The 23,340-nt window shown below is 62.0% G+C and carries 22 protein-coding genes; 9 read left to right on the forward strand and 13 right to left on the reverse strand.

The window, feature by feature from the left end:
• Positions 1 to 79: 79 nt before the first annotated feature.
• From OIM99_RS04260 to OIM99_RS04275, 4 genes are all read right to left on the reverse strand, one after another.
• Positions 80 to 916: a hypothetical protein gene (locus OIM99_RS04260; protein WP_311849087.1), complete on the reverse strand. Its 837-nt coding sequence runs from the start codon at positions 914 to 916 to the stop codon at positions 80 to 82.
• A complete protein-coding gene (locus OIM99_RS04265; RefSeq protein WP_311849088.1) occupies positions 913 to 1,560 on the reverse strand; it encodes a flavin reductase family protein in 648 nt (215 codons plus the stop codon). Before OIM99_RS04265 ends, OIM99_RS04260 begins: the two co-directional genes overlap by 4 nt.
• A gap of 29 nt (positions 1,561 to 1,589) precedes the next feature.
• A complete protein-coding gene (locus tag OIM99_RS04270; RefSeq protein WP_311849089.1) occupies positions 1,590 to 2,030 on the reverse strand; it encodes a nuclear transport factor 2 family protein in 441 nt (146 codons plus the stop codon).
• Between the two features lie 190 nt (positions 2,031 to 2,220).
• Positions 2,221 to 3,081 (reverse strand): 3-hydroxybutyryl-CoA dehydrogenase, encoded by an 861-nt coding sequence (locus OIM99_RS04275; protein ID WP_311849090.1) that lies wholly within the window; start codon positions 3,079 to 3,081, stop codon positions 2,221 to 2,223.
• A gap of 254 nt (positions 3,082 to 3,335) precedes the next feature.
• On the opposite strand from OIM99_RS04275, the gene OIM99_RS04280 reads away from it, so the two are divergent.
• Genes OIM99_RS04280 through ppk2 form a run of 4 tightly spaced genes read left to right on the forward strand, consistent with a single transcriptional unit; the run spans position 3,336 to position 9,225 of the window.
• Complete coding sequence (locus OIM99_RS04280) at positions 3,336 to 5,609, forward strand: DUF3141 domain-containing protein (RefSeq protein WP_311849091.1); 2,274 nt, start codon at positions 3,336 to 3,338, stop codon at positions 5,607 to 5,609.
• A 29-nt stretch (positions 5,610 to 5,638) separates the two neighbouring features.
• Positions 5,639 to 7,063, forward strand: a complete 1,425-nt coding sequence (locus tag OIM99_RS04285; RefSeq protein WP_311849092.1) for a bifunctional enoyl-CoA hydratase/phosphate acetyltransferase — start codon at positions 5,639 to 5,641, stop codon at positions 7,061 to 7,063.
• Positions 7,064 to 7,070: 7 nt separating this feature from the next.
• Positions 7,071 to 8,285 carry an acetate kinase gene (locus OIM99_RS04290; RefSeq protein WP_311849093.1) on the forward strand — a complete coding sequence of 405 codons (1,215 nt, stop codon included), beginning with the start codon at positions 7,071 to 7,073 and terminating at the stop codon, positions 8,283 to 8,285.
• A 34-nt stretch (positions 8,286 to 8,319) separates the two neighbouring features.
• Positions 8,320 to 9,225, forward strand: coding sequence for a polyphosphate kinase 2 (gene ppk2 / locus OIM99_RS04295; protein WP_311849094.1), 906 nt, complete (start codon positions 8,320 to 8,322; stop codon positions 9,223 to 9,225).
• Between the two features lie 12 nt (positions 9,226 to 9,237).
• On the opposite strand, the gene OIM99_RS04300 is transcribed toward ppk2, so the two are convergent.
• On the reverse strand, positions 9,238 to 9,987 hold the full coding sequence (locus OIM99_RS04300; protein WP_311849095.1) for a sulfite exporter TauE/SafE family protein: 750 nt from the start codon (positions 9,985 to 9,987) through the stop codon (positions 9,238 to 9,240).
• Between the two features lie 97 nt (positions 9,988 to 10,084).
• On the opposite strand from OIM99_RS04300, the gene OIM99_RS04305 reads away from it, so the two are divergent.
• A complete protein-coding gene (locus tag OIM99_RS04305; RefSeq protein WP_311849096.1) occupies positions 10,085 to 10,969 on the forward strand; it encodes a LysR family transcriptional regulator in 885 nt (294 codons plus the stop codon).
• Positions 10,970 to 10,995: 26 nt separating this feature from the next.
• On the opposite strand, the gene OIM99_RS04310 is transcribed toward OIM99_RS04305, so the two are convergent.
• From OIM99_RS04310 to OIM99_RS04320, 3 genes are all read right to left on the reverse strand, one after another.
• Positions 10,996 to 12,036, reverse strand: coding sequence for a DUF1176 domain-containing protein (locus OIM99_RS04310; RefSeq protein ID WP_311849097.1), 1,041 nt, complete (start codon positions 12,034 to 12,036; stop codon positions 10,996 to 10,998).
• A gap of 71 nt (positions 12,037 to 12,107) precedes the next feature.
• Positions 12,108 to 12,740 carry a glutathione S-transferase N-terminal domain-containing protein gene (locus OIM99_RS04315; protein ID WP_311849098.1) on the reverse strand — a complete coding sequence of 211 codons (633 nt, stop codon included), beginning with the start codon at positions 12,738 to 12,740 and terminating at the stop codon, positions 12,108 to 12,110.
• Positions 12,741 to 13,106, reverse strand: coding sequence for a metalloregulator ArsR/SmtB family transcription factor (locus OIM99_RS04320; protein ID WP_311849099.1), 366 nt, complete (start codon positions 13,104 to 13,106; stop codon positions 12,741 to 12,743).
• A 232-nt stretch (positions 13,107 to 13,338) separates the two neighbouring features.
• Between OIM99_RS04320 and OIM99_RS04325 the strand changes: the two genes are divergently transcribed.
• The 4 genes from OIM99_RS04325 to OIM99_RS04340 all read left to right on the forward strand — a co-directional run bounded on the left by OIM99_RS04325 (position 13,339) and on the right by OIM99_RS04340 (position 18,226).
• Complete coding sequence (locus OIM99_RS04325) at positions 13,339 to 14,181, forward strand: ABC transporter substrate-binding protein (RefSeq protein ID WP_311849100.1); 843 nt, start codon at positions 13,339 to 13,341, stop codon at positions 14,179 to 14,181.
• A 14-nt stretch (positions 14,182 to 14,195) separates the two neighbouring features.
• Positions 14,196 to 15,353, forward strand: coding sequence for an LLM class flavin-dependent oxidoreductase (locus tag OIM99_RS04330; RefSeq protein WP_311849101.1), 1,158 nt, complete (start codon positions 14,196 to 14,198; stop codon positions 15,351 to 15,353).
• A 148-nt stretch (positions 15,354 to 15,501) separates the two neighbouring features.
• Positions 15,502 to 17,214, forward strand: coding sequence for a TRAP transporter large permease subunit (locus OIM99_RS04335; protein ID WP_311850344.1), 1,713 nt, complete (start codon positions 15,502 to 15,504; stop codon positions 17,212 to 17,214).
• Between the two features lie 16 nt (positions 17,215 to 17,230).
• Positions 17,231 to 18,226, forward strand: a complete 996-nt coding sequence (locus tag OIM99_RS04340) for a TRAP transporter substrate-binding protein (protein WP_409371467.1) — start codon at positions 17,231 to 17,233, stop codon at positions 18,224 to 18,226.
• Positions 18,227 to 18,278: 52 nt separating this feature from the next.
• Here the strand turns inward: OIM99_RS04340 and OIM99_RS04345 are convergent, their stop codons facing one another.
• The 5 genes from OIM99_RS04345 to OIM99_RS04365 form a co-directional block, all read right to left on the reverse strand.
• On the reverse strand, positions 18,279 to 18,989 hold the full coding sequence (locus OIM99_RS04345) for a cysteine hydrolase (RefSeq protein ID WP_311849102.1): 711 nt from the start codon (positions 18,987 to 18,989) through the stop codon (positions 18,279 to 18,281).
• Between the two features lie 48 nt (positions 18,990 to 19,037).
• Complete coding sequence (locus OIM99_RS04350; RefSeq protein ID WP_311849103.1) at positions 19,038 to 20,054, reverse strand: ABC transporter ATP-binding protein; 1,017 nt, start codon at positions 20,052 to 20,054, stop codon at positions 19,038 to 19,040.
• Positions 20,055 to 20,065: 11 nt separating this feature from the next.
• Positions 20,066 to 21,052 (reverse strand): ABC transporter ATP-binding protein, encoded by a 987-nt coding sequence (locus OIM99_RS04355; RefSeq protein WP_311850346.1) that lies wholly within the window; start codon positions 21,050 to 21,052, stop codon positions 20,066 to 20,068.
• A 95-nt stretch (positions 21,053 to 21,147) separates the two neighbouring features.
• A complete protein-coding gene (locus tag OIM99_RS04360; protein ID WP_311849104.1) occupies positions 21,148 to 22,047 on the reverse strand; it encodes an ABC transporter permease in 900 nt (299 codons plus the stop codon).
• 24 nt (positions 22,048 to 22,071) lie between these two features.
• Positions 22,072 to 23,028, reverse strand: a complete 957-nt coding sequence (locus OIM99_RS04365) for an ABC transporter permease (protein WP_311849105.1) — start codon at positions 23,026 to 23,028, stop codon at positions 22,072 to 22,074.
• Positions 23,029 to 23,340 lie beyond the last annotated feature (312 nt).

Below are 23,340 nucleotides of genomic sequence, written 5' to 3' on the forward strand. Positions count from 1 at the left end.
TCCCGCGCTCCTACTTCGCAGATTAGCGTGGAATAATGGCCGTGGCCAGCAAGCTCGGCCGTTACGCGAACGCGGCCGATCACGGCTGCGCCGGAGGCGCCTCATATTCGGCCGAATTGGCAACCCAGTTCTTGGCGATGAAATCCGCCCGTGGCGGCGAAAAAATATCGATCAACAGATGGCGCTCGTCATTGACGCCTTCGGTCGTGTGGATGATCTGCGGCGGAATGACGAGCAAGGACGGCGACGGCGCCACCACATGCCGATCCTCCTGCCAGACCTCGGCATTCTTGCCCCATTCGACCCGCAAATGATGGCGGAATTCCCCGGCCAGCGCCAAGGATCCCTGTTCGAAACTCTTGTGCGCATGCGGGCTCAGCGCTTTGCGATCACGCGGGCCGGCATATTCGACCCAGTTGATGCTCAGCGTCGCACTCTGAAACATTTTCAAACGCGGATTGTCGTGCGGCGCGTCGATCGCGTCGATCTCGAGAACACGGATCGCATCGGGCGCGGATCGCCGTTGATACGTGCCGAAAGCGACGACGCGCTCGTCACGCGTGGCATAGGTCGCGGCGTTCTCGACTTTGCCGCTCACCGGCTCGCCGGCATTGGACGTCAATATGCAGCAGGTTCCAGCACCCGCCAATTGAACGGATGCTTTGCCTGCCGGCAGAATGACGAGTGAGCGGGCTTTGACGGCGACCGTTTCGTTCGCACCGACGATCTGCGCGCCGACGTCCGGCAACAGCACCATGGCCTCGTAGGCGCTTTCAATTGCAAACGCAGCGGAAGCGGCATCCGCTTTGATGAACTCGACGATGAAGTTCTGGCCACGTGCCTGGCTGCGATGCAGTCCGTCCTTGGCCGCCGTCTCGACGGTTTGGAAATCGATCAATTCGCCGTTGCGGATCATGAGGCCTCCCGTTTCGTTTCAGCGGCGCGCTTGAAGGGCTGCGGCATTTCGACAATGGGTCCGGGCGGCGCATATTGAATACCGCCCAACCGCGTCAGAGGTTGCGCCTTCACCGTATCGAAGCGGCCGGCGCCATCAAAAAATTGATCCTGGACATGAAGGCCGACGACGCGGCCAAACACGACATTGCTTGGCGTATCGCCTTTCACCACCGGCGCGATCTCGACGATCTGCAACAGGCGGCATTCGAGATTGGCCGGCGAAGCGGCAACACGCGGCGGACGCACCTTAACGCAAGCGGCTTTCTCGAGTTTGGCCAGTTCGAATTCGTCGACGCCATGGGGTGCCGCCGTCGAGGTCAGATTCATCGCCTCGCGCAGATCGTAGCTGACGAGATTGAAGACGAACTCTCCCGTCGCCCTGACATTCACCAGCGTGTCCTTCTCGGGCCGATCTTCCGGCGAATTGCAGGAGAAGATGAGCACGGGCGGCGAGGTCGAGACGATATTGAAATGGGAAAATGGCGCCAGGTTCACCTGGCCGGCGGCGCTCATCGTGCTGATCCATCCGATCGGGCGCGGCGCGACGATCGCATTGAAGATCGAACGCTTGAGATCGACGGATGTTTCTGGATCTATGAACATGCAAGGCTTTCAAAATGAGAGGCAGTGGATCAGCCGGTCGTCGGCGTATCGTCGCGGAACAGCGGCGTGATCGTGCGGGAGCGATATTTCCAGGCGCCATCGCTTTCCCGCACCAGTTCGTCGACCACATCGGCGATCATGATGGCGGGCTTCGAGGGCAGAACCGGCGCGCCATCGGCCGCGAACAGACTGAGAATCCAGATCGCGGTGGCGGTATTGGCGTCGTGAACGGTCACGTGGAGATTGTTGACGAGATGGCGCGCGACGCGCTCACCACGATCATGACGGTCGGCATAGAACGCCTTGATCGCTTCGACGCCGGTGCGCTTGCGCAGGCTCGTCGCGTAAGAGCCATCAGCCGTGTAGTCGAGATGCGCATTGCGGCCCCAGTTTCGGTCGACGTCATGCCAATGACGCGCCAACATCTGGGTGATGTCCTGGATAATGAATTGTCGTTCGTCCGCCGTCATTGCCGCCGTCTGCCCACCGTCATGTGGCAGCACACTACAATTGCGACCGGCAAACCCGGACAGCCGGTTTCAGAGATTTCGCGGTACGAAATTTTTGCGCCGTCGTCAGGCGGCACCCTTACCAGCCTGTTGTTTTTCTTAAGCAATAGGCCTGCGGCAAGCTTCCCGATCCCCGCCGCAGGCCTTGGCGCTATTTGGCGTAAGTGAAGAAGCCACGGCCGGTCTTGCGGCCGAGATAGCCGGCATCGCACATCTGCTTCAGCAAGGGGCTGGCGCGGAATTTCGGATCGTCGAAGCCATTGTACAACGTGTCCATGATGTTGCGTACGACATCGAGGCCGATGAGATCGGCCAGCGCCAGCGGACCCATGGGCTGGTTCGTGCCCAGTTTCATCATCACATCCACATCCTCCGGAGAGGCCACGCCTTCATGGACGCAGTTGATGGCTTCGTTGATCATCGGCACGAGCACGCGGTTGACCACGAAACCATAGCTGTCCTTGGAGACGCGCGCGGTTTTGCCAAGCGACTCGGTGAGGGTGACGATGGCCTGGCTGGTTTCATCGCTGGTCTGCAAGGCGCGGATGATCTCGACCAATTGCATCAGCGGCACCGGATTGAAGAAGTGCATGCCGATGACCCGGCCCGGATTTTTCGAGGCCGCGGCCAGCCGCGTCACCGAGATCGAAGAGGTATTGGTGGCGAAAATCGTCTCCTCGCCGCAGATCGCGTCGAGTTCGCGGATCAGGCCGGCCTTGATGTCGTAGTTTTCGACGACGGCTTCGACCACGACGGCGCAGCCGGCGAGCTCAGCCGCGTCGGTGGTCGGTTTGATCCGGGCCAAAACGGCGTCGCGATCCGCAGCGCTCATTTTCTCCTTGGCCACCAAGCGGCCGAGGCTGTCGCCGACGGCGGCCAGGCCGCGATCGAGGAATTCCGGCTTCAGGTCCCGCAAGGTGACCGGATGGCCCGCGGCGGCGAAAAGTTGCGCAATGCCATTGCCCATGGTGCCGGCGCCGACGACGCCGATGCGAGATTTGCCTGTCGACATGAAAATCCTCTTTGAAAACGGCTCAACGCCCCAGCACGCGGCGCGAGGCCTATCTCAATGATCCATTTTTCATGCCGATGACAGGCGGCTATGAAAGCCACCCACAGCCCACCTCTGCGGCAGCCGCCTTCATCGCCGTGTCATTTGGCCCTTCGATATTGCGCCGCAGTGCAGGGCCGCCTGGGCATCCCCCTCCCGCGCCGGCGGCCGACCAGCAGCGACAACGCCTGGGCTGAACCATGATTGGAAAGCCGATGAACTTCAAAGTCGTGAACGACGCCATCGCCATCAATCTCGAAAACGCCAATATCCTCTCGCGTCTGTGGTTCGACTACGGACAGCGGATCGCTCAGGAACAGATCAAGCTGTTTCAGGCGCGCGCCAGCCAAGCGGCGGACTTGCTGAAGCCGACGCAGAACCTCAACATCTGGACTGCCTGGGCCCATTACGTGACCGACGCGACGCAGCGCTCAATCCTGGTGCTCGATACCTTGCGCCAGCGCGGCAATGCCTTCAACGCGCATAGCGACGGCAACATTCCGCCGGTCCTGGATTTCGACTATGACCTCGTCATCGATGGGCGCTCCCTGCCACGGCCGGTCAATTATTCGCTGGTGGTGATCACGCCGCCTGCTGGCGTCACCATAGATCCGAAGCGCCGTCCCTTCATGATCGTCGATCCGCGCGCCGGCCATGGCGCCGGCATCGGCGGCTTCAAGCCGGAAAGCCAGGTGGGTGACGCTTTTGCCGATGGTCACGCGGTTTATTTCGTCATCTTCCGACAATGGCCGGAACCCGGCCAGACCCTGGCCGATGTGCGCGAAGCGGAAGCCGCCTTCCTCGACGAAATCCATCGCCGCCATCCCGATGTCGAAAAGCCTGTTGTCATCGGCAATTGCCAGGGCGGCTGGGGCTGCATGCTGCTGGCGGCCGCGCATCCCGAAAAAGTCGGCCCGATCGCCATCAACGGCGCGCCGATGGCTTATTGGGGTGGTACGGCGGGCAAGAATCCGATGCGCTACACGGGTGGGCGCGTCGGCGGCGTCTGGCCGGCGATGCTGATGGCTGATCTCGGCAATGGCGTGTTCGACGGTTCGCTGCTGGTGCAGAATTTCGAAGAGCTCAACCCGGCCAACAGCTATTGGAAGAAGCTCTACAATCTCTACGCCAAGGTCGACACCGAGGCCGAACGTTTCCTGGAGTTCGAACGCTGGTGGGGCGGCTTCTTCATGATGAATGAGGAAGAAATCCGCTGGATCGTCGAAAATCTCTTCGTCGGCAATCGATTGGCCTTCGGCCAGGCGTATTTCGGCGACGAACGAATCGATCTGAAAAACATCCGCTCGCCGATCATCGTCTTCGCCTCGCATGGTGACAACATCACGCCGCCGCAACAGGCGTTGAACTGGATCGCTGATACCTTCCACAACGTCAATGAGATCAAGGCGCGCGGCCAGCGCATCGTCTATCTGCTGCACGATTCGATCGGCCACCTCGGCATTTTCGTCTCGGCGAAAGTGGCCGGGCGCGAACATGAGGCGATCACCGATACGATGCGGGCGATCGAAGCCCTGCCGCCCGGCCTCTATGAAATGGAACTGGAACAGGGCGAAGACCGGCTACACATCAAATTCGCGCCGCGCTCCGTCGACGATATTCTAAAACTCGACGATGGTCGCAAAGATGAAGAAATGTTCGCCGCCGTGGCGCGCGTTTCCGAAACCGGCGCCACCGTTTACGAGAATCTCGTGCGACCCTTCGTGCGCGCCATGGTCAATGAAGACACGGCGAAACAGTTCTTCCGCACACGTCCGCTGCGGCTTGAACGTTCGCTGCTCTCCGATCGCAACCCGCTGCTGGCGCCGATGGGCGCGATGGCCGAGCAGGTGCGCGCCCATCGCCAGCCTGTCGAGGCCAACAATCCGTTCCTGGCAGCCGAACATCTGATGTCGGACTTGATCGAGCAGAACCTGGATCTCTATCGCGACATCCGCGATGCTTTCCATGAGCTGTCATTCCATGCGGTTTATGGCTCGGCGCCGATGCAATGGGTCGGCCGGCAGGAAATGGTCGGGCGCGAACAGACGAGCGGCGAGAACCTGCTGATGCTGCCGGACGTGCGCAACGCGCTCGCCAATATCGAGACCGGCGGCGAAGCCGAAGGCACGGTTCGCATGCTCGAATTGCTGTCGGAAGCGCGCGGCTATGTCCGCCGCTCGCGGCTGGAACGCGAGCTGCAGATCTTCGCGACGGAACAGCCTTTCGCCGCGATGGGCGAGGATCAGCGCGCCAAGCTCATCTATGAGCAATCGCTGATCGTCCGCTTCGCCACCGAGCGCGCCAAGGCCAGCCTGCCGAAACTGCTCGATACGCCAGCGGAACGGGAACGGGCGCTAGACCTGGTCATGCGTGTCGCCGGGCCTGTTGAAACCATGCATCCGCAAGCGCTGGCGCTTTACCGCGAATTCGAGGCGATGCTCGGCCGCGCACCCGCGGCAAGCATCAGTAACGCCGAACAGGCCGCGTAAGCATCAACTTTGAACCCGGAGCACTGACGATGAGCGCCCTCTCGCACCGGAACACCACTTTCGATGAACTCGTCGTCGGCCAGACGGCGAGCATTGAGCGGCCCGTCACGGCCAACGATCTCTATGTCTTCGCCCATGCCTCGGGCAACACCAACCCGATGCACATGCCCGGCGCCGACATCAATCACGACGGCAAGAGCGATACGGTCGCGCCGTCGCTATGGGTCGGCTCGCTGGTATCCTCCGTGCTCGGCACCGTCCTGCCGGGCTCGGGCACGCTCTACAACAGCCAGACCTTCCGCTTTCCGGGGCGCGCCCATCTGGGCGACCGGCTGAAAATCTCGGTGCGCTGCCTGGAAAAGCGCAAGAAACCGCATGCTCTCTTCGAAACCCGCGTCGAGAAGAGCGACGGCACGCTCATTCTGGAAGGCGTCGCCGAAGTCGAAGCGCCCAACATCACGATCATCGAGGAAAAGCGCAATCTGCCGCTGCTCCTCCTGGACCAGCACGATCATTTCAGCGCTTTGGTCGAACGCTGCAAGCGGCTGCCGGCCATGCCGACCGCCATCGTTATTCCCGACGATGCCAATTCGCTTGGCGGCGCCCTGCTCTCCATGCGCGAGGGTCTGATCGAACCGATCCTGATCGGTTCGCGTTCGCGCATCCAGCGCGCCGCTGACAGTCTCGAAGCCGATATTTCGGCGCTGCAACTGATCGACATCGAGGATCATGCAGCGGCGGCGAAACAGGCGGTCGCCATGGTCAATGCGCGCGAAGCCCGCGCGGTGATGAAAGGCAATGTCCATTCCGACGAATTGCTTGGCCAAGTGGTCAAGAAGGACGGCCTGCGGGGGTCGCGGCGCATCAGCCATGTCTTCGTCATGGATGCCCCGACGCGCAACAATCTGTTCTTCATCTCCGATGCGGCAATCAATATCGCGCCCGATCTCGTCACCAAGATCGACATCGTGCAGAACGCCATCGATCTGGCACTGGCCTGCGGGTTGAAGACGCCGAAGGTCGGTATTCTCGCCGCCGTCGAGACCGTCAACGTCAACATGCCCTCGACGCTCGAAGCCGCCGCGCTCGCCAAAATGGCCGATCGCGGCCAAATCACCGGCGCCTTGGTCGATGGCCCACTCGCCATGGACAATGCGGTCGATACGGAAGCGGCGCGCACCAAAGGCATCGTCTCCTCGGTCGCCGGCCATGCCGACGTGCTGATCGTGCCCAATCTCGAAGCCGGCAACATGCTGGCCAAACAGTTGACCTTCGTCGCGCGAGCCGAGGCGGCCGGCCTCGTCGTCGGCGCGAAAGCGCCCGTCATTCTCACATCGCGCGCCGACAACGACAAAGCCCGCCTTGCCTCCTGCGCGGTGGCGCAGCTTTACGACTACTGGCGTCAGCATGGCGAAGCGCTCGGCGACGACGTCCTGGCGCAGGCGGCAGAATAGGTTGCGCATGGGCGAACATATCCTCACCATTAACGCCGGCTCGTCGTCGCTCAAATTCGCGCTCTTCACCGCCGGCGCGCTTGATAGCGTGGCCGTCGGCATGATCGACGGGCTGGGCACCAATCCGCATTTCGTGCTGAAGGATGGCAGCGGCCAGAAGATCATCTCCGATCCGCTAGAGGGCGAGCGCGCGATTGACGATCACGCAGGCGCCATGCGCCTCGTGCTCGATGCAGTCGCCCATCACTATCCTCAGGCTGAGATCGCTGCGGTCGGCCACCGCATCGTGCATGGCGGCATGGCCCATTCGGCGCCGGTGCTGGTCGACGAACCGATCCTGTCGCAACTGAGCGAACTCGTGCCGCTGGCGCCGCTGCATCAGCCGCACAATCTGTCGGGCATCCGCGCCGCGCAAACGGCGTTTCCAAACGTGCCGCAGGTCGCCTGTTTCGACACCGCCTTCCACCGCGCCCATCCCTTCGTCAACGACACGTTCGCTTTGCCGCGCTCCTTCTATGAGGAAGGCGTGCGCCGTTATGGCTTTCATGGCCTGTCCTACGAATACGTCACCGGCAAGCTCGCCGAGATCGCGCCGTTCCATGCCAAGGGACGGGTGATCATCTGCCATCTCGGCTCCGGCGCCTCCATGTGCGCCATCCGCAATGGCTATTCGGTGGCCTCCACCATGGGTTTTTCGGCGCTCGATGGTCTGCCGATGGGCACGCGGCCAGGACAGATCGATCCTGGTGTCCTGCTCTATCTGATGGATCAAAAGGGCATGAATGCCCAAGAGATTTCCGACCTGCTCTACAAATCGTCGGGGCTCAAGGGCCTGTCCGGTATTTCCAACGACATGCGCGATCTGGAAGCCTCCGACCATCCGCATGCCAAACAGGCGATCGATTATTTCGTCTTCCGCGTCCGCCGCGAAATCGGCGCCATGGCCGCTGTGCTCGGTGGGCTCGATGCGGTGGTGTTTTGTGGCGGGATCGGGGAGAATTCGCGGCTTATCCGCGAATGCGCGCTCGAAGCCATGGAATGGATCGGAATTGAGCTGGATCTTGATCGCAACCGTGAAAATACCGAAGTTATTTCCTCGGATCGCTCCCGCGTGCGGGCCTTTATCATCCGCACCAATGAAGAACTGATGATCGCGCGACACACGGCCTGGCAGCTTCGGGCTCAACAAGCCTCGACACGCCGCAGCGACGTTTACGCCTGATCTTCCCTTTCAACTCACTGCATAGGACGACGACATGAGCATCGATGACCTGGACCGTATCAAAGCCGAGATCGCCGACAGTTTCGACGAAGAGCTGGAGATGCAACTCGATGAAGACCGGCTGGACGAACTGGTTGCGCAAGGCGTGTCGGGTTCCGATGCCGATACGCTCGACCGCAAGATTTATTTCCGTGAATTGTTCCGCCTCCAGCACGAACTGGTGCGCCTGCAAGACTGGATTCAATACAAGAAGCTGAAAGTGGTCGTGCTGTTCGAAGGTCGCGATTCCGCCGGCAAGGGCGGCGCGATCAAACGCGTCACGCAACGTCTCAACCCGCGCATCTGCCGCGTCGTGGCGCTGCCGGCGCCGACCGAACGCGAGCGCCATCAATGGTATTTCCAGCGCTATATCCAGCACCTGCCGACGGCGGGCGAAATGGTTCTGTTCGACCGCAGCTGGTACAACCGCGCCGGCGTCGAGCGCGTCATGGGCTTCTGCACACCGGAAGAATTGGAAGAATTCTTCCGCTCCGTGCCGGAATTCGAGCATATGCTGGTGCGCTCGGGCATCATCCTGCTCAAATACTGGTTCTCGATCACCGACGAGGAGCAGGAATTCCGCTTCCGCATGCGGATCGAGGATCCGCTGAAGCAATGGAAGCTCTCGCCGATGGATTTGGAGAGCCGCGTCCACTGGGAAGACTATACGCACGCCAAGGAAGACATGCTTGAGCGCACCCATACGCCGCATGCGCCTTGGTGGGTGGTGCAGGCCATCGACAAGAAGCGGGCTCGACTCAACTGCATCTCGCATCTGCTGGCGCAGGTTCCTTACGAAGACGTGCCGAAGGCCGATATCGAGCTGCCGCGGCGCGTCCGCCACGCGGATTATCACCGCAAGCCCGTACCGCCGGAACTCTATGTGCCTGAGCTCTATTGAGCGGAGGCATAATTACAGCAGCGGCCTGACGATCATTTTGGCGCCCAGAAGCAGCAGGCAAAGCAGGAACCAGCGTCGAAAGGTCGCCGGGCTGATGCGATTGCGCGCGATCTGCCCGACCCACATTCCCAAAAGCGCTGGCGCGATCGCCAGCGTCGACAGAACGAGATTGTCGATCTGAAGCGCGCCCCGCGAGGCCAGCCCCGCCCCCAGCGCGATCGTCGACACCGTAAACGACAGGCCGAGCGCCTGGACCAGATCGTCCTTTTCGAGACCGAGCGATTGCAGATAGGGCACAGCCGGAATGACGAAAACGCCGGTGCCCCCGGTGACGAGACCTGTGATCGCGCCAACCAACGGCGACAGCCATGGCTCGACTCTCTCGGGGACATGGAGCTGACGCGCCAGGAGCGTATAGGCGGCATAGACGATGAGCGCGGCGCCCAACGCCGCCGTCGTGAGCAGCGTATTGCCGCTGGTCAGCAACGAGGCGCCGGCCACCGTCCCAACGATGATCGCCAGCATCATCGGCCAGAGCCGGAAAACGAGCCGGTACACGCTTGGCCCGGCGAAAAGCTGCCAGACATTGGTGACGAAGGACGGGACGATCAGCAGGCTCGCGGCCGCCAGAGGCGAAATCAACGCACCGAGCACGCCCATGGCGACGGTCGGCAAGCCCATGCCGGTGACACCTTTGACGATGCCGGCGGCAAAGAATGTCACGGTAGCCACGACGAGAAGTTCGATCGACATGTTCATCATGGATCGGGCTTACGGCATCGACCAAAATCGACAATGCGGATGATCCGCAGGCAGGCTTCGGCTGGTCCGAAGGCAGGCCATCGGATAATCTCGCCCCATGCGCTTCGACCTCACCGACCTGCGCCTGTTTCTTGCCGTGGTGGATGCCGGCAGCATCACCCATGGTGCGGAGCGTGTCGGCCTGTCCTTGCCGGCGGCGAGCGAACGGCTGCGCGACATGGAGGCGAGCGGCGCCGTCAAACTGCTGGAACGCGGCCGTCGTGGCGTCACCCCGACGGAGGCCGGCGAAGCGCTGGCCCATCATGCGCGACGGATCGAACGGCAGATGGCCGAGATGCGCGGCGAATTGGACGAACATGCCAGGGGCCTGCGCACGACCATCCGGCTAGCCGCCAATACGGCGGCCATGACGGAATTTCTGCCGGAACGGCTTGGCGCCTGGATGGCGGCGCATGCTCAGGTCAACATCGAGATCAAGGAACGCCAGAGCATCGAGATCGCCAAGGCCGTCGCGGCCGGACTGGTGGAGATCGGCATTCTATCCGATGCGGTCGATACCAGCGGCCTGGTGCTGCGCCCCTTCACCATCGATCAATTGCTGCTGGTCGCGCCGCGCGATCACGATATCGCCACGCGCAGGCAGATCGCTTTCGCCGATATCCTGCATGAACAGTTCATCGGACTGGCAGGCGGCGCATTGCAGGATCATATCGAGGCGCATGCGGCGCGAACGGGCGCGCGGCTGAGGATGCGGGTGCGGCTGAGGACATTCGAAGGAATCTGCCGCTTGGTGGCCGACAAAGTCGGGCTCGGCATCGTACCTGAAACGGTGGCGCGACGGTGCGCACGCGCACTGCCGATCACTACCCTTCGCCTGACCGATCCTTGGGCCAGGCGACAGTTGTCGGTCTGCGTGCGCGATGAAAAGGAACTGACCGCGCCGGCGCAGGATCTGTTCACGCATCTGGCGACGAACGATTAAGTCGCCGTGCCTTTATTGGCGCGTCTTTATTGGATCGAGCGAAACAGCGTCGGCCAGTCGCCGGGCGCCAGTCCACCGCAAGCCGCCTGATATGATAGCGACGCCATGCGAAACGCCTGGCCGTCCCAAATCCAGCTCGCCGACATGCCGCAATCGGCCATGCCACGGCCGCGGGCCGCCATGGCGAGCGTGCCGGTATCGGGATCGAAATCGGATTCGGTGAACATGGTGACGCCGCTGCGATCAGGCTTGTTGCCGGCATAGGCTAGGGGCGCGATCACTTGCGTGGCCAGCCCGCCATCACGCGGTGCCAAAAAGGCCAGCGAAGAGCCCTGATAGGCGCCCATGATGCAAGGCAGCAGCACCAAAGCCAGTTTGTCATCCAGCGCATAGGCCTCGGGCTTCATCACCGAAACATCCGCTTCGCAATCCTGCTTCTCGAAGACCGCTTTTTGCGCGGCGCGCACGTCGGTGATCAGCTTCTGCGCTTCGTCAGATGCGAGTTTTGCCGTGATGGGGTGATTGGGAATGCGCGGGAGAGCCGGTGCTGACGGCACTTGCGCGGCCGCCGTCGTGCCCGATTTGGCCAGCGCGGTAACATTATCCAAACGGCCCTGGCGTTCGTCGACACGCAACATCGCGGCGGCGAAGCCATCGAGCGGCACCTGGGGACCATCGGCCAGAGTGAGTTTCGAGCCGTTGCGCAAGCGCGCGACAAACGCCTGAATGGCCGGCAGACGATCGGACGACAGGGAAAATTCGCTGTCACCGCCATCGAGCTTCCAATCCTGCGGATTGAGTTCGACGGATTTGCCATCCAGCCTTACATCCGCGAGCGTGAATTTGTTGGCGGCGCTGATGGTGGCGGTGATCGTGCCGGCCGGCCCGGCCGCTCGCTCGATACTGATTTGAGCGCGCTTCTCATCTTCGGAAAAGCCTTTCGCGACGCAGGTGAGGCCATTGTCGCAGGCCACGAGCCACGACTTATAGCTGTCGTAGGATTGAATCGGTTCCGATGATGCAGCGGCCACCGGCACCAGCAGCGCCAGGATCTTCATCCAATGCATCGCAATTCCTCATTCTCGTGACGGCCGTATTTTAGCGCGCACGCCCAAACGAAGCCAGCGCCACCGGTGCCCTATCTGGGCATGGGCACCGCTGTCGTGACGAAGGGCACTTCGTAACCGCGCTGCACCTGCGGGCGCGCCGCCAGCGCCAGATACCAGCGCTTCACATCGGGGAAGTGATCGAGATTGATCTTGTGCCGCTCAAATCGTGACACCCATGGCCAGACAGCCATGTCGGCAATCGAATAATCATCGACGATATAATCCCGCCCGATGAGACGTGCATTCAGCGTTTCATAAAGGCGGCGCGTGTCGCCGGCGAAAATGCTTTCGGCGAAAGGCGCTTTGCCGGCGTTATAGGTGAGAAACTGGTGCGCATAGCCCAGCGTCGGGCCAAGGCCACCTGTTTGCCACATCAACCATTCGAGCGTGCGCAAACGCGCCAGGCCATCGCTCGGCAAGAAGCGGCCGGTCTTCTCGGCAAGATAGATGAGGATGGCGCCGGATTCGGTGAGCGTGATGCCCGTGTCGTGATCGACGATGGCTGGAATTTTCGCGGCCGGATTGAGCTTCACATAGTCGGGCGCGAATTGCTCGCCCTTGGTGATGTCGATCGTATGGGCTTTGTAAGCCAGCCCGAACTCCTCCAAAGCGATCGAGATTTTGAGGCCGTTCGGCGTGATCCAAGTGTAGAAATCGATCATCTAGTCGAACATCATCTCGTCGACCGGCACTTTACGCATCGTGTTGGTGTTGGTCACGTCGTCGAGGCCGGCGAAGAAGCCGCGCAACAGATGAACGATCTCCTCCACTCTTGGATCGCCGACCTGATAGACGATGCTCTTGCCCTCGCGGCGGCCAATGATCACGCCGGCTTCGCGCAGTTCGGCGAGCTGCTGGGACAAGGTCGGCTGCACGATGCCGAGCTGGGTTTCCAAGGTGGCAACCGACGCTTCGGTCTCCAGCAGAAAGCAGACGATCGCCAGGCGATTGGCATTGGCGATGAGTTTCAACAGGTCGCTCGCCTCACCGACGCTGTGACAGATGCGACTGGAGATGGGCTTCGTCACGGGCGTCCTCTCATCCGATCTACAAAAAAGTAAATTGTAGGCTCTTCCTATTTTTAAAACCCCGCAGACTCAAGGGGTTCGTCGGATGCAATCGGCCCTTTGCCTCGAAGTCATTCAAATTGCCGCATTTTTCCTCTCGCTGCATCGCACAATATATTCTATAAAAATGTAGATTGACACGATAAATAATGTATATAGAAAAACTAGACTTATGGCAAACGCAGGGCCAAGCATGAAAATCGGGGTTCATTCGAACAATCTTCATCTCAGGCTGGCCCGGCTCTGGCCGGGAGCTTTCGCCGACTTCGCGCCGGAATTCGTCTTCTATGGCGAGGGGCGCGACACGGGCGCCCTGCTCGACAAGGGCGCCATCCATTTCGGCGGCACCGGCTCGACGCCACCGATCGAAGCCGATGCCCAGGGCCTTGGCGTCGTCTATATCGCAGGTTCCGCGCCGCGCCCGGCGAACGGCGCCATCCTGGTGCGCAAGGACAGCCCGATCCGTTCCGTCGCCGCTCTCGCCGGCCAGCGCGTCGCACTCATCGACGGCTCGTTCCATACCTATCTACTCGCCCGCAGCCTGGAGACCGAGGGCCTTGGCCTCAGCGATGTCATCCGCATCGAAAGCGCGACACGCGATGCCCAGCAGGATCTGCTTGACGGCGAGGTCGACGCCTGGGTGACTATGTCACCGCGCCTGGAAAAGGCGCTCGATCGCGACGATCTGCATCTGCTCGTGCGGTGCGGCTCGACCATTCCCAATCGCTCGCTGTTCTGGACGCTGGAGCGCTACGCGCTGTCGCCCGACACCTGCCTTGCGATCGCCCGTGAGCTTGATCGGGTCGGCCGCGCCGTGATGGCCGATATAGACAAGGCGGCGGCGCTGCTGGCCGCTCAGCACGGCAGCGAAGGCGATGCCGGTTCCTGGGCGCGCGTCTTGCGCTCGCGCGATTTCACCGTCGTTCCTGCCGATCAGGAGATTCTCGCCGAACAGCAGGACGAAGCGGACACGCTGTTTCGGCACGGACATTTCCCGAAGCCGGTGACCACCGGACAGGCCGGCATCGCTGCATAGAAAGGAGATTCGACATGAACGTTCTCTGGTACATGTGCGCGCCCGATGGCGCCTATCCCTGGCAGCCGGAAGGTTCGCGCAAGGTCGATCTCGGCTACTACAAGCAATTGGCGCTGGCCTATGATCAGTTGGGTTACACAGGCGCATTGTTTGCTACGGGCGCCCATGATGTATGGGTGCTGGCCGGTGCGCTACTCTCCTATACCGAACGGTTGAAATTCCTCGTCGCCATTCATCCGGGCCTCGTCGCGCCGACGCTCCTGGCGAAGATGGCTGCGACCTTGCAGGATTTTTCGCGCGGACGCCTGCTCATCAATGTCGTCTCGGGCGATGCCAAAATGCTCGGCGCCTATGGCATGACCATGCCGCATGACGATCGTTACGCCATGGCGGATGAATATCTGCAGATCTGGCATAGGCTGTTCGCCGGCGAGACCGTCAATTTCAAAGGCCAGTATTTCAATACGGATGGCGCCAAACTGGCCTTGCCTGTCGGCGACAGCATCGCGCCGCCGCCGCTGTGGTTCGGCGGCTCTTCCGACAAAGCGCTCGATGTCGCGGCCAAGCACGTACAGACCTATCTCTCCTGGGGCGAGACGCCGGAGCAGATCGGCGAGAAGGTCAAAGCGGTGAAGGCGCGCGCCGAGCACTATGGCCGCGAACTCGAATATGGCATCCGTCTCTATGTCATCGTCCGCGATACCGATGCGCAAGCCTGGGATGCGGCCGCCGATCTCTACGCGCGCATGGATGACGCGGCCATCGCCGCCAATCAGCGTTTCGTCGGCAAGAGCGATTCCGTCGGCCAGCAGCGCATGACCGCCATGCATGGCGGCCAGAAGCCGGACAATCTGCGCGATCTCGAAATCGCGCCTGATCTGTGGGCCGGCATCGGCCTCGTGCGCCCCGGCCCCGGCACCGCCATCGTCGGCTCACCCGATACGGTGATCCGCACGCTGGAGGCCTATCGTAAGGCCGGCGTCGAGACCTTCATTCTCTCGGGCATGCCGCTGCTCGAGGAAGCATGGCGCTTCGGCGAGAAAGTGCTGCCGCGCCTCGATGTCTCGCGTCAGGTTTCGCAGGCGCGCCACTTCACCTGGTCGACCCTGTTCGATCGCGATCTGTCGACGGTGATGGCGACGGATGCCCCGCCGAAAGTCTTGGCGCGTTAAGTTTCGGCTCTGCCATAAGGATCAAGCGGTGAGCGCCACTTCCTCTCCCACACTCACGCAACCGGCGGTCTCCGCCCGTGGCCTCGCGGCGCGAGCGCTCAAAATCATTGAGGCAAGCCTCGGCTATGCGGCTGCGGCGCTGTTGGCCATGCTGCTCGCCGTGGTTCTGACCAATGTCACCTTGCGTTATGTCTTCGCCACCGGCTTCATCGGCGCTGAAGATCTTGGCATCTGGCTGCATGTCGCCTTGATCTCCGTCGGCGCGCCGCTCAGCCTGAAGAGCGCGCTCGCCATGCGGCTCGATGTCTTCGTGCGGCTGCTGCCGGAACGGCTGCATCCCATCGCCGAAGGACTGGCCGACATTTTTTCCGTGCTCGCCGCTTTCATTCTGCTTTTCGGCGGCAGCGAGATCATCAGCCTGCTCGGCGGCATTTCGCCGACGCTCGGCCTGCCGGAGTGGGTGCGCTTCGCTTTCCTGGGCATCGGCGGCGGATTGATCCTTCTGGTCCTCACCCTACAGCGGATCGTCGAAGGCAAAGCGATCGCGATCCTCCTGTCGATCGGCGTGGGTGCGGCGCTTTACTTCGGCCTGCCGCAGCTCTTCATCGAAACGCGTCTGCCACCGAGCCTGTTCCTGGCACTGATCGCCGGCCTCGGTCTCGTGCTGGCCGCACCTCTGGCCCATGCCTTTCTGGCGGCCGCCTATGTGGCGATCGCCTTCGGCAGCACATTGCCGGAACCGGCCATCGTCTCGTCGACCGTCACCGGCATGTCGAAATTCCTGCTGCTCGCCATTCCGTTCTTTCTGCTGGCGGGCGGCCTGCTCACCACGTCGGGCGTCGCCAACCAGCTCGTGCGCTTCGCCGCCGCCATGGTCGGCCATCGCCGCGCCGGCCTGGCACAGACGACTCTCCTGACCAGCGTGCTCTTTTCCGGGGCGTCGGGCTCCTCCGTCGCCAATGCCGCCTTTGGCGCTTCGACGTTTCAGCCTGAACTGGTCAAGCACGGCTATCCGCCGGCCCAGGCCGGCGCGATCATCGCCGCCACTTCGGTGCTCGACAACATCATCCCGCCCTCGATCGCCTTTCTCATTCTGGCCACCGCCACCAACCTTTCCGTCGGCTCACTGCTGGTCGGCGGCTTCTTCGCCGGCGGGTTGATGGCGATCTGCCTGGCGGTGGCCATTCACTACACCGTGCGCGATGTCGAAACGCGGCCGCGCGCGCCAGCTCGTGAGCGCTGGCAGGCGGCGATCGCCGCTATCCCCGCCTTCGGTCTTGGCGTGATCGTCGTCGTCGGTATCCGCATCGGCATTGTCACCACGACGGAAGCGGCGGCATTGGCCGCGCTCTATACGCTGCTGCTCGCCTTCGGCATGCGGCTTGGCGGCGGCCGCATTCTGGCGAGCTTCACCCAGGCGGCGACGGAGGCGGCGGCCATCGGCCTCTTGATCGGCACCGCCGGCCCCTTCGCCTTCCTGCTCGCCGTCGACAATGTGTCGGGCCTCGTTTCCAATTTCGTCACGGTGCTCGGCGGCAGCGCCTTTGCCGTCATCATGCTGGCGAACGTCATCCTCTTCGCCGTCGGCCTGGTGCTCGACATCGGCGCGGCGATCCTGCTGTTTGGACCGATCTTGCTGCCGGCCGCCGTCGCCGCCGGCATCGATCCAATCCATTTCGGCGTCATCCTTGTGGTCAATCTGATGATCCACGGGCTGACGCCGCCACTTGGCATGCTGATCTTCGTCGTTAGCGGCGTCACGCGCGTGCCGGCCACCGCTTTGTTCCGTGCGGTCGTTCCCTATCTGCTGTCGCTGCTCGTTTCCTTGGGCGTTCTGTGCGCCTGGGCCATCATTTTCTAATCAAGGACCAAGGATCATGAATCTCAATCGCCGCACGCTCCTCAAACTCTCCGCCGCCAGCGCCACGCTGGCTGCGCCCGGCTTCATCGGCACGGCCAGCGCCCGCACGCGCACCGTCACTGTCGCTTCGCTCTTCGGCGATGACAAACCCGAGACGAAGATCTGGGTGAAGATCGGTGAATTGGTCGAAGCGAAACTGCCCGGCCGCTTCAAGTTCAACATCGTCAAGAGCGGCGCGCTCGGCGGCGAGAAGGAAGTGGCCGAAGGCGTGCGCCTGGGCTCGGTGCAAGCGAGCCTCTCGACGGTCTCTTCCCTGACCGGCTGGGTGCCGGAATTGCAGATCCTCGATCTGCCTTTCCTGTTCCGCGACGCCGACCACGTGCGCAAAGTGGTGAGCGGCGACACCGGCGCCGGCTTGAAGGACAAGCTCGCCGCCCAGCAATTCGTCGTCGGCGACTTCATCAATTATGGCGCGCGCCATCTCCTCACCAAGGAGCCCGTCACCCGGCCGGATCAGTTGAAGGGCAAGAAGATCCGCGTCATCCAAAGCCCGCTGCACACCAAGCTGTGGAGCGCCTTCGGCACGATCCCGGTGGGCATTCCGATTACCGAGACCTACAACGCGCTGGCGACCGGCGTCGCCGATGCGATGGATCTGACGAAATCCGCTTATACCGGCTTCAAGCTCTATGAAGTCGTGCCCAACATGACGGAAACCGGCCATATCTGGGCCTCCGGCGTGATCTATTATGCGCGCGGCTTCTGGAACCAGCTCGATGCCGACGAAAAGGCGGCACTGAGCGAAGCCTCCCGCGAAGGCGCGCTCTATTTCAACCAGCTTATCGTCGAAGACGAGACCGCCTCTGTGCAAACGGCGCTGGCCAAGGGCGGCAAGCTGTTGAAGCCGGAGGCCTTCGAAGACTGGCAGAAGGGCGCCCAGGGCGTGTGGCAGGATTTCGCCGGCATTGTCGGCGGCGCCGACAAGATCAACGCCGTGCGCAACGTGGCGTGATCGAACATCGACCGCCGGATATCACCGGCGGTCGATTCACCTTCAGGAACCGTTATTCCGCCGCGATCGGCAGAGCACCCGCATTCCGCTCCAGCAGCATGCAGACTTCGTCGGTCTCCATCACATCGCCGAAGATGGAATAGAAGGCCGCCAGGGTCGCGGTGTGCTCGTGGTCGCTGAAGGCGGAATTGCCGTCGCTGACCATGATCGTCTTGAAGTTCATCATCATCGCGTCGCGTGCCGAGGATTCGCAGCAGACATTGGTGACGGTGCCGACGATCAGCACCGTGTCGAACCCCTGCGCGCGCAGACGCTCGGCGATGTCGGAGGATTCCGGCAGGAAGGCGCTGAAGCGGAATTTCTTGACGATCTCGTCCTCCGGCTTCACTTCCAAATCCGGATAGATGTCATGGCCCGGCGCACCGTCCTTGAAAGTTTCGACGCGCTGCGCCTTCATGGCCGGCTTGCCCATGGCGAACCAGTTCGACCAGCTCTCCAGATTGCTCTCGTCGATGGTGTTCTTGATCCAGAATACTTTGCCGCCGGTCTTGCGCAGCGTCGCCGCCAGTTGATTGACTTTCGGCACCGTGCCGATCGCCGTCGCCACGGGCATCGGCGTATGCTCCGGCACCATGAAGCCGTTTTGCAGGTCGACGACGACGAGCGCCGTTCGGCTCGGCACCATGTCGTCGAAGACGTGGATTTTCTCGCGGCGTTGCTTGACGCGATCAATGGCCCATTGCGGCATCGTGAATTCATGCATCACATGGTCTCCTTTCGTTTGGCGCCCCTGTCGCGGCCGGGATTTCAGCTATTCGGCATGGAAACAGGCCGCATATTGTCCATTGCCGAAGCTCTTTGTGGGTGGAGAATTGGTCTGGCAGACGGCCGACACCACCTTGCAGCGCGGCGCGAAGCTGCAACCGACGATCGGCTTTCTGAGATCGGGCGGGCTGCCGGGAATGGCATCGATGTCATGACCCCGCATATGGCCATGCACGGTGGAGGCCAGCATGCCGACCGTATAGGGATGGCGCGGCTTCATCATCACATCGGCCACCGCGCCATATTCGACGATGCGACCGGCATACATCACCGCCACTTTGTCGGCGATCTGCGCCGCGACACCAAGATCGTGCGTCACGAAGATGACGGCCATGCCCATTTCCTGCTGCAGGCGGCGCAGCAGAACGAGGACCTGAATCTGTACCGTGGCATCGAGCGCCGTCGTCGGCTCGTCGGCCAAGAGAAGCTGCGGATTGCACGAGAGCGCCACGGCGATCATGGCGCGCTGGCGCAGGCCGCCGGACAGTTCATGCGGATAGGCTTTCAGCCGCCGCTCGGGCGAGGGCACGCGCACCAGTTTCAAGAGTTCGAGCGCCCGCTCCATCGCGGCGGCGCGGCCGATCTTCTGGTGCCGCATCACGGTTTCGGCGATCTGGTCGCCGATCGTGTAGACCGGATCGAGCGCGGTCATCGGCTCCTGAAAGATCATCGAAATGGCGGAGCCGCGCACCGCCCGCATGTCGGCTTCGCGCATCTTGACGATGTCATGGGGCCCGACGCGCATGTCGCCATCAATGACGGTACGTTTGGGCGGCAGCAGTTTCATCAGCGCTCGCATGGTCACGGATTTACCGGAACCGGACTCGCCGATGATGCAGAGCACTTCGCTGGGTGCCAGGGAGAAGCTGACGCCATTGACGGCGCTGTTGGTCGCTTCGCGGCTGACGAATTTCACCGAGAGATCGCGCACTTCGACCAGGGGTTCCGATACCTCCGGAAACGTGACCGATTTTCGGTCTTCCACGGCAAGATCGAGTTGCATCGGCATCTCCATCAGCTCAACAGCCGGCTATGGCCGGAACCCCGGCGCACCATGTGACACGCGACGAAATGATCGGGACCGGCCTGCGACAGCGACGGCGCCTCCGCCGCACAGACCGTTTCGGCGAAAGCACAGCGGGTGCGGAACCGACACCCCGACGGCGGATTCACCGGATTGGGCGGATCGCCGCTGATCGGCGGCTCGGTCATCCGGTCATCGGGATCCATCGACAGGCGCGAATCGAGCAGCGCCCTGGAATAGGGATGCAAGGGCGTATCGTAGATCGCATCGACCGAGCCGATCTCCACGACCTGGCCGAGATACATTACCAGCACGCGGTCCGAGATATATTGGACGACGTTGAGATCGTGCGAAATGAACACGTAAGTCAGATTGAATTCGCGTTTGAGATGGCCGAGCAGGTTGAGCACCTGCGCTTCGACCGATTTATCCAGCGCCGATACCGCTTCATCGAGGATGATCATGCGTGGATTGAGCGCCAGAGCGCGGGCGATATTGACGCGCTGTTTTTGGCCACCCGACAGTTCATGCGGATAACGGGCGCCGAACATGGAAGCGCGCAGGCCGACCTTGTCGAGCAGATCGCACGCCAGATCCATGGCATCGGTGCGGTTCATGCCATGGACGCGCGGGCCGTAAGCAACGGAATCTTGCACCGGCAGGCGTGGATTCAGCGACGAATAGCTGTCCTGGAAGACCATCTGCATGTTGCGGCGCAGATCGCGCAGGGGCAGGCCGCGCATGCCGCCAACCGGATCGCCGTCGAAAATCATTTCGCCGCTGTCGCTGGGGATGAGATGCATCAGCAGGCGCGCGAGGGTCGACTTGCCGCAGCCGGATTCTCCGACAATCCCCAAGGTCTCGCCCTTGAGCACCGAGAAGGAGACATCGTCGACGGCTTTCACGTCACCGACGTGGCGTTGCAGAATGCCGCTGCGGATCGGGAAATATTTGCGCAGGCCGTTGACGATCAGCATCGGCTGCTGCTTGCCGCCGCGATCGCGTTCGTCGAGGCTCGCCGCCTGCGGCTCCTCCTGCGGGATCAGATCGACACCGATGAAATCGAAAGCGCTCATGCTTTGACATCCATGGCCTGACGTAATCCGTCGCTGACCAGATTGAACGACAACGACGTGATGAAGATGGCGACGCCGGGCAGCGCGCAAACCAGGGGCTGCACATAGATGCCGGCGCGCAGGGTGGAGAGCATCAAGCCCCAATCCGGCGTCGGCGGTTCGACGCCAAGTCCCAGGAACGACAGGCCTGAGCCAAGCAGAATGGAGACCGAGATCAGGCTCGAAGCAAAGATGAAGACCGGCCCCAGCACATTGCCGAGAATGTGATGCCAGATGATCGACATGGTCGACGCACCGCTGGCACGCGCGGCTTCGACGAAATCGAGACCGCGCACCTGGGTGGTGGCGGATTCGGCGACACGGCAGATCGAGGGAATGAACACCAAGGTCAAGGCGATCATGCCGTTCTTGCTGCCGCCGCCCAAAGTACCCGAGATCGCCACCGCCAGCAGAACGGACGGAAAGGCGTAGAAGACATCCATCGTGCGCATGATGGCGCTGTTGACCCAGCCGCCGCGAAAGCCGGCGATGACCCCGAGCAGGCCGCCGATGACCATGGCGGCGGCCACCGGCACCAGCCCCATCATCAGTGACGTGCGACCGCCCCACAGCAGGCGCGAAAGCATGTCGCGCCCCAGTTCGTCGGTGCCGAGGATGAAATTGCGGAAGCCCACCGGTTTCATCCGATAGGCCATGCTGGTTTTCGTCGGATCGAACGGCGCCAGCAGCGGCGCGAAGATCGCGAGCAGGATGATGGCCAGAATAATCGTCAGGAAGAACAGCGTGACATAATCGTAGCGCAGGCGGTTGACGACCGAAGCCCAGTAGCCGCGCACCTCCCGCGCTTCGCGTTTTCGCCGGAAGAGAGGGAGGCGGAAGGCACTGACGTCGGTCATTCTACGTCCTTGTTCGCCTGAAATTCAGGCGCGTTTGATGCGCGGGTCGACCGCCGTCTGCAGCAGGTCGACCATGAGATTGATGGTGACGAAGGTGAGGGAGAGAACCAGGATCGCGCCCTGCAACACCGGCACGTCGCGGGTGAGAATGGCCTTGCTCATCAAGAAGCCGGTGCCGGGCCAGGTGAAAATGGTCTCGACCAGGATGGAGCCACCGACGAGATAGCCGAGCTGCAAGCCCATCACGGTCAAGACCTGCGGCAGCGCGTTCCAGATCGCATGCCGGAGCACGGCGAGCGGCCCCAGGCCCTTGGCGCGCAGCATTTGCACGAAATCATTGTTGAGCACTTCGGCCACGGCGGAACGCGTCGTGCGCATGATGATGCCCAGCGGCACCAGCGACATGGTCAGAATCGGCAGAACCGCATATTTGGCTTGGTTCCAATCGAAAATGCTGAAACTGGCCGAACCGCTCGTGCCCATGCCGGTGGCGGGCAATACGCCGAGCTTCACGGCGAAGACGATGACGAGAACGATGCCGAGCCAGTAGTTCGGCACGCTGACGCCGACCACGGCGACGCCGGTGGCGATGCGGTCGGCCGGCTTGCCGATGTGATAGGCGGCGATCGTGCCGAGGATGAAGGCCAGCGAAAAGGCGAGCAGCACCGCGCCGACGGAAATGACGAAGGTGTTGGACAGCGCGTTCAACACTTCCAGCATGACCGGGCGGTTGGTCTGCAATGAAATGCCGAGATCGCCCGACAGCGCCCGCTGCAACCACAGGAGATATTGAATCGGGATCGGCTTATCGAAGCCATAGACCTTGCGCAGATAGGCCGCGTCTTCTGGCGAGGCATCGGGCGGCAGCAGCGACTGGATCGGATCGCCCGGCGCCAGGAGCACGAGGGCGTAACAGACGACCGTCACGCCGAGCGCGATCGGAATGCTCATCAGGATGCGTCGGGCGGCGTAGTACCACATGACATCTCCGGCGGCTGACCACGGGCCAGATCGCCAGGAGTGCAATGCAACATGGGTGCCAGTTCGGGCCGCCCGAGCCCCTCGATAATACAATCGTCAGGAAGCCGGTCGCAGAGGTAGAGATTTCAGCTTCGTTTGGTGTTAAACTGGCCGGAAATCCGCCGCAGAGCTGAACGACCAGAATGGGTCTTGCGACCGTGTATACATTACACTGCTCGCGGGGCGATCATTTGTCATTTCTGGTGGCACTTCGCCCGGCGGGGGAGCAGGTTACAGCGATGGCGCCGCGGGGAAGACCGGGCGGTGCCAAAG

The organism is Methylocella sp. CPCC 101449, from assembly GCF_031921685.1.
GTDB lineage: Bacteria > Pseudomonadota > Alphaproteobacteria > Rhizobiales > Beijerinckiaceae > Terripilifer.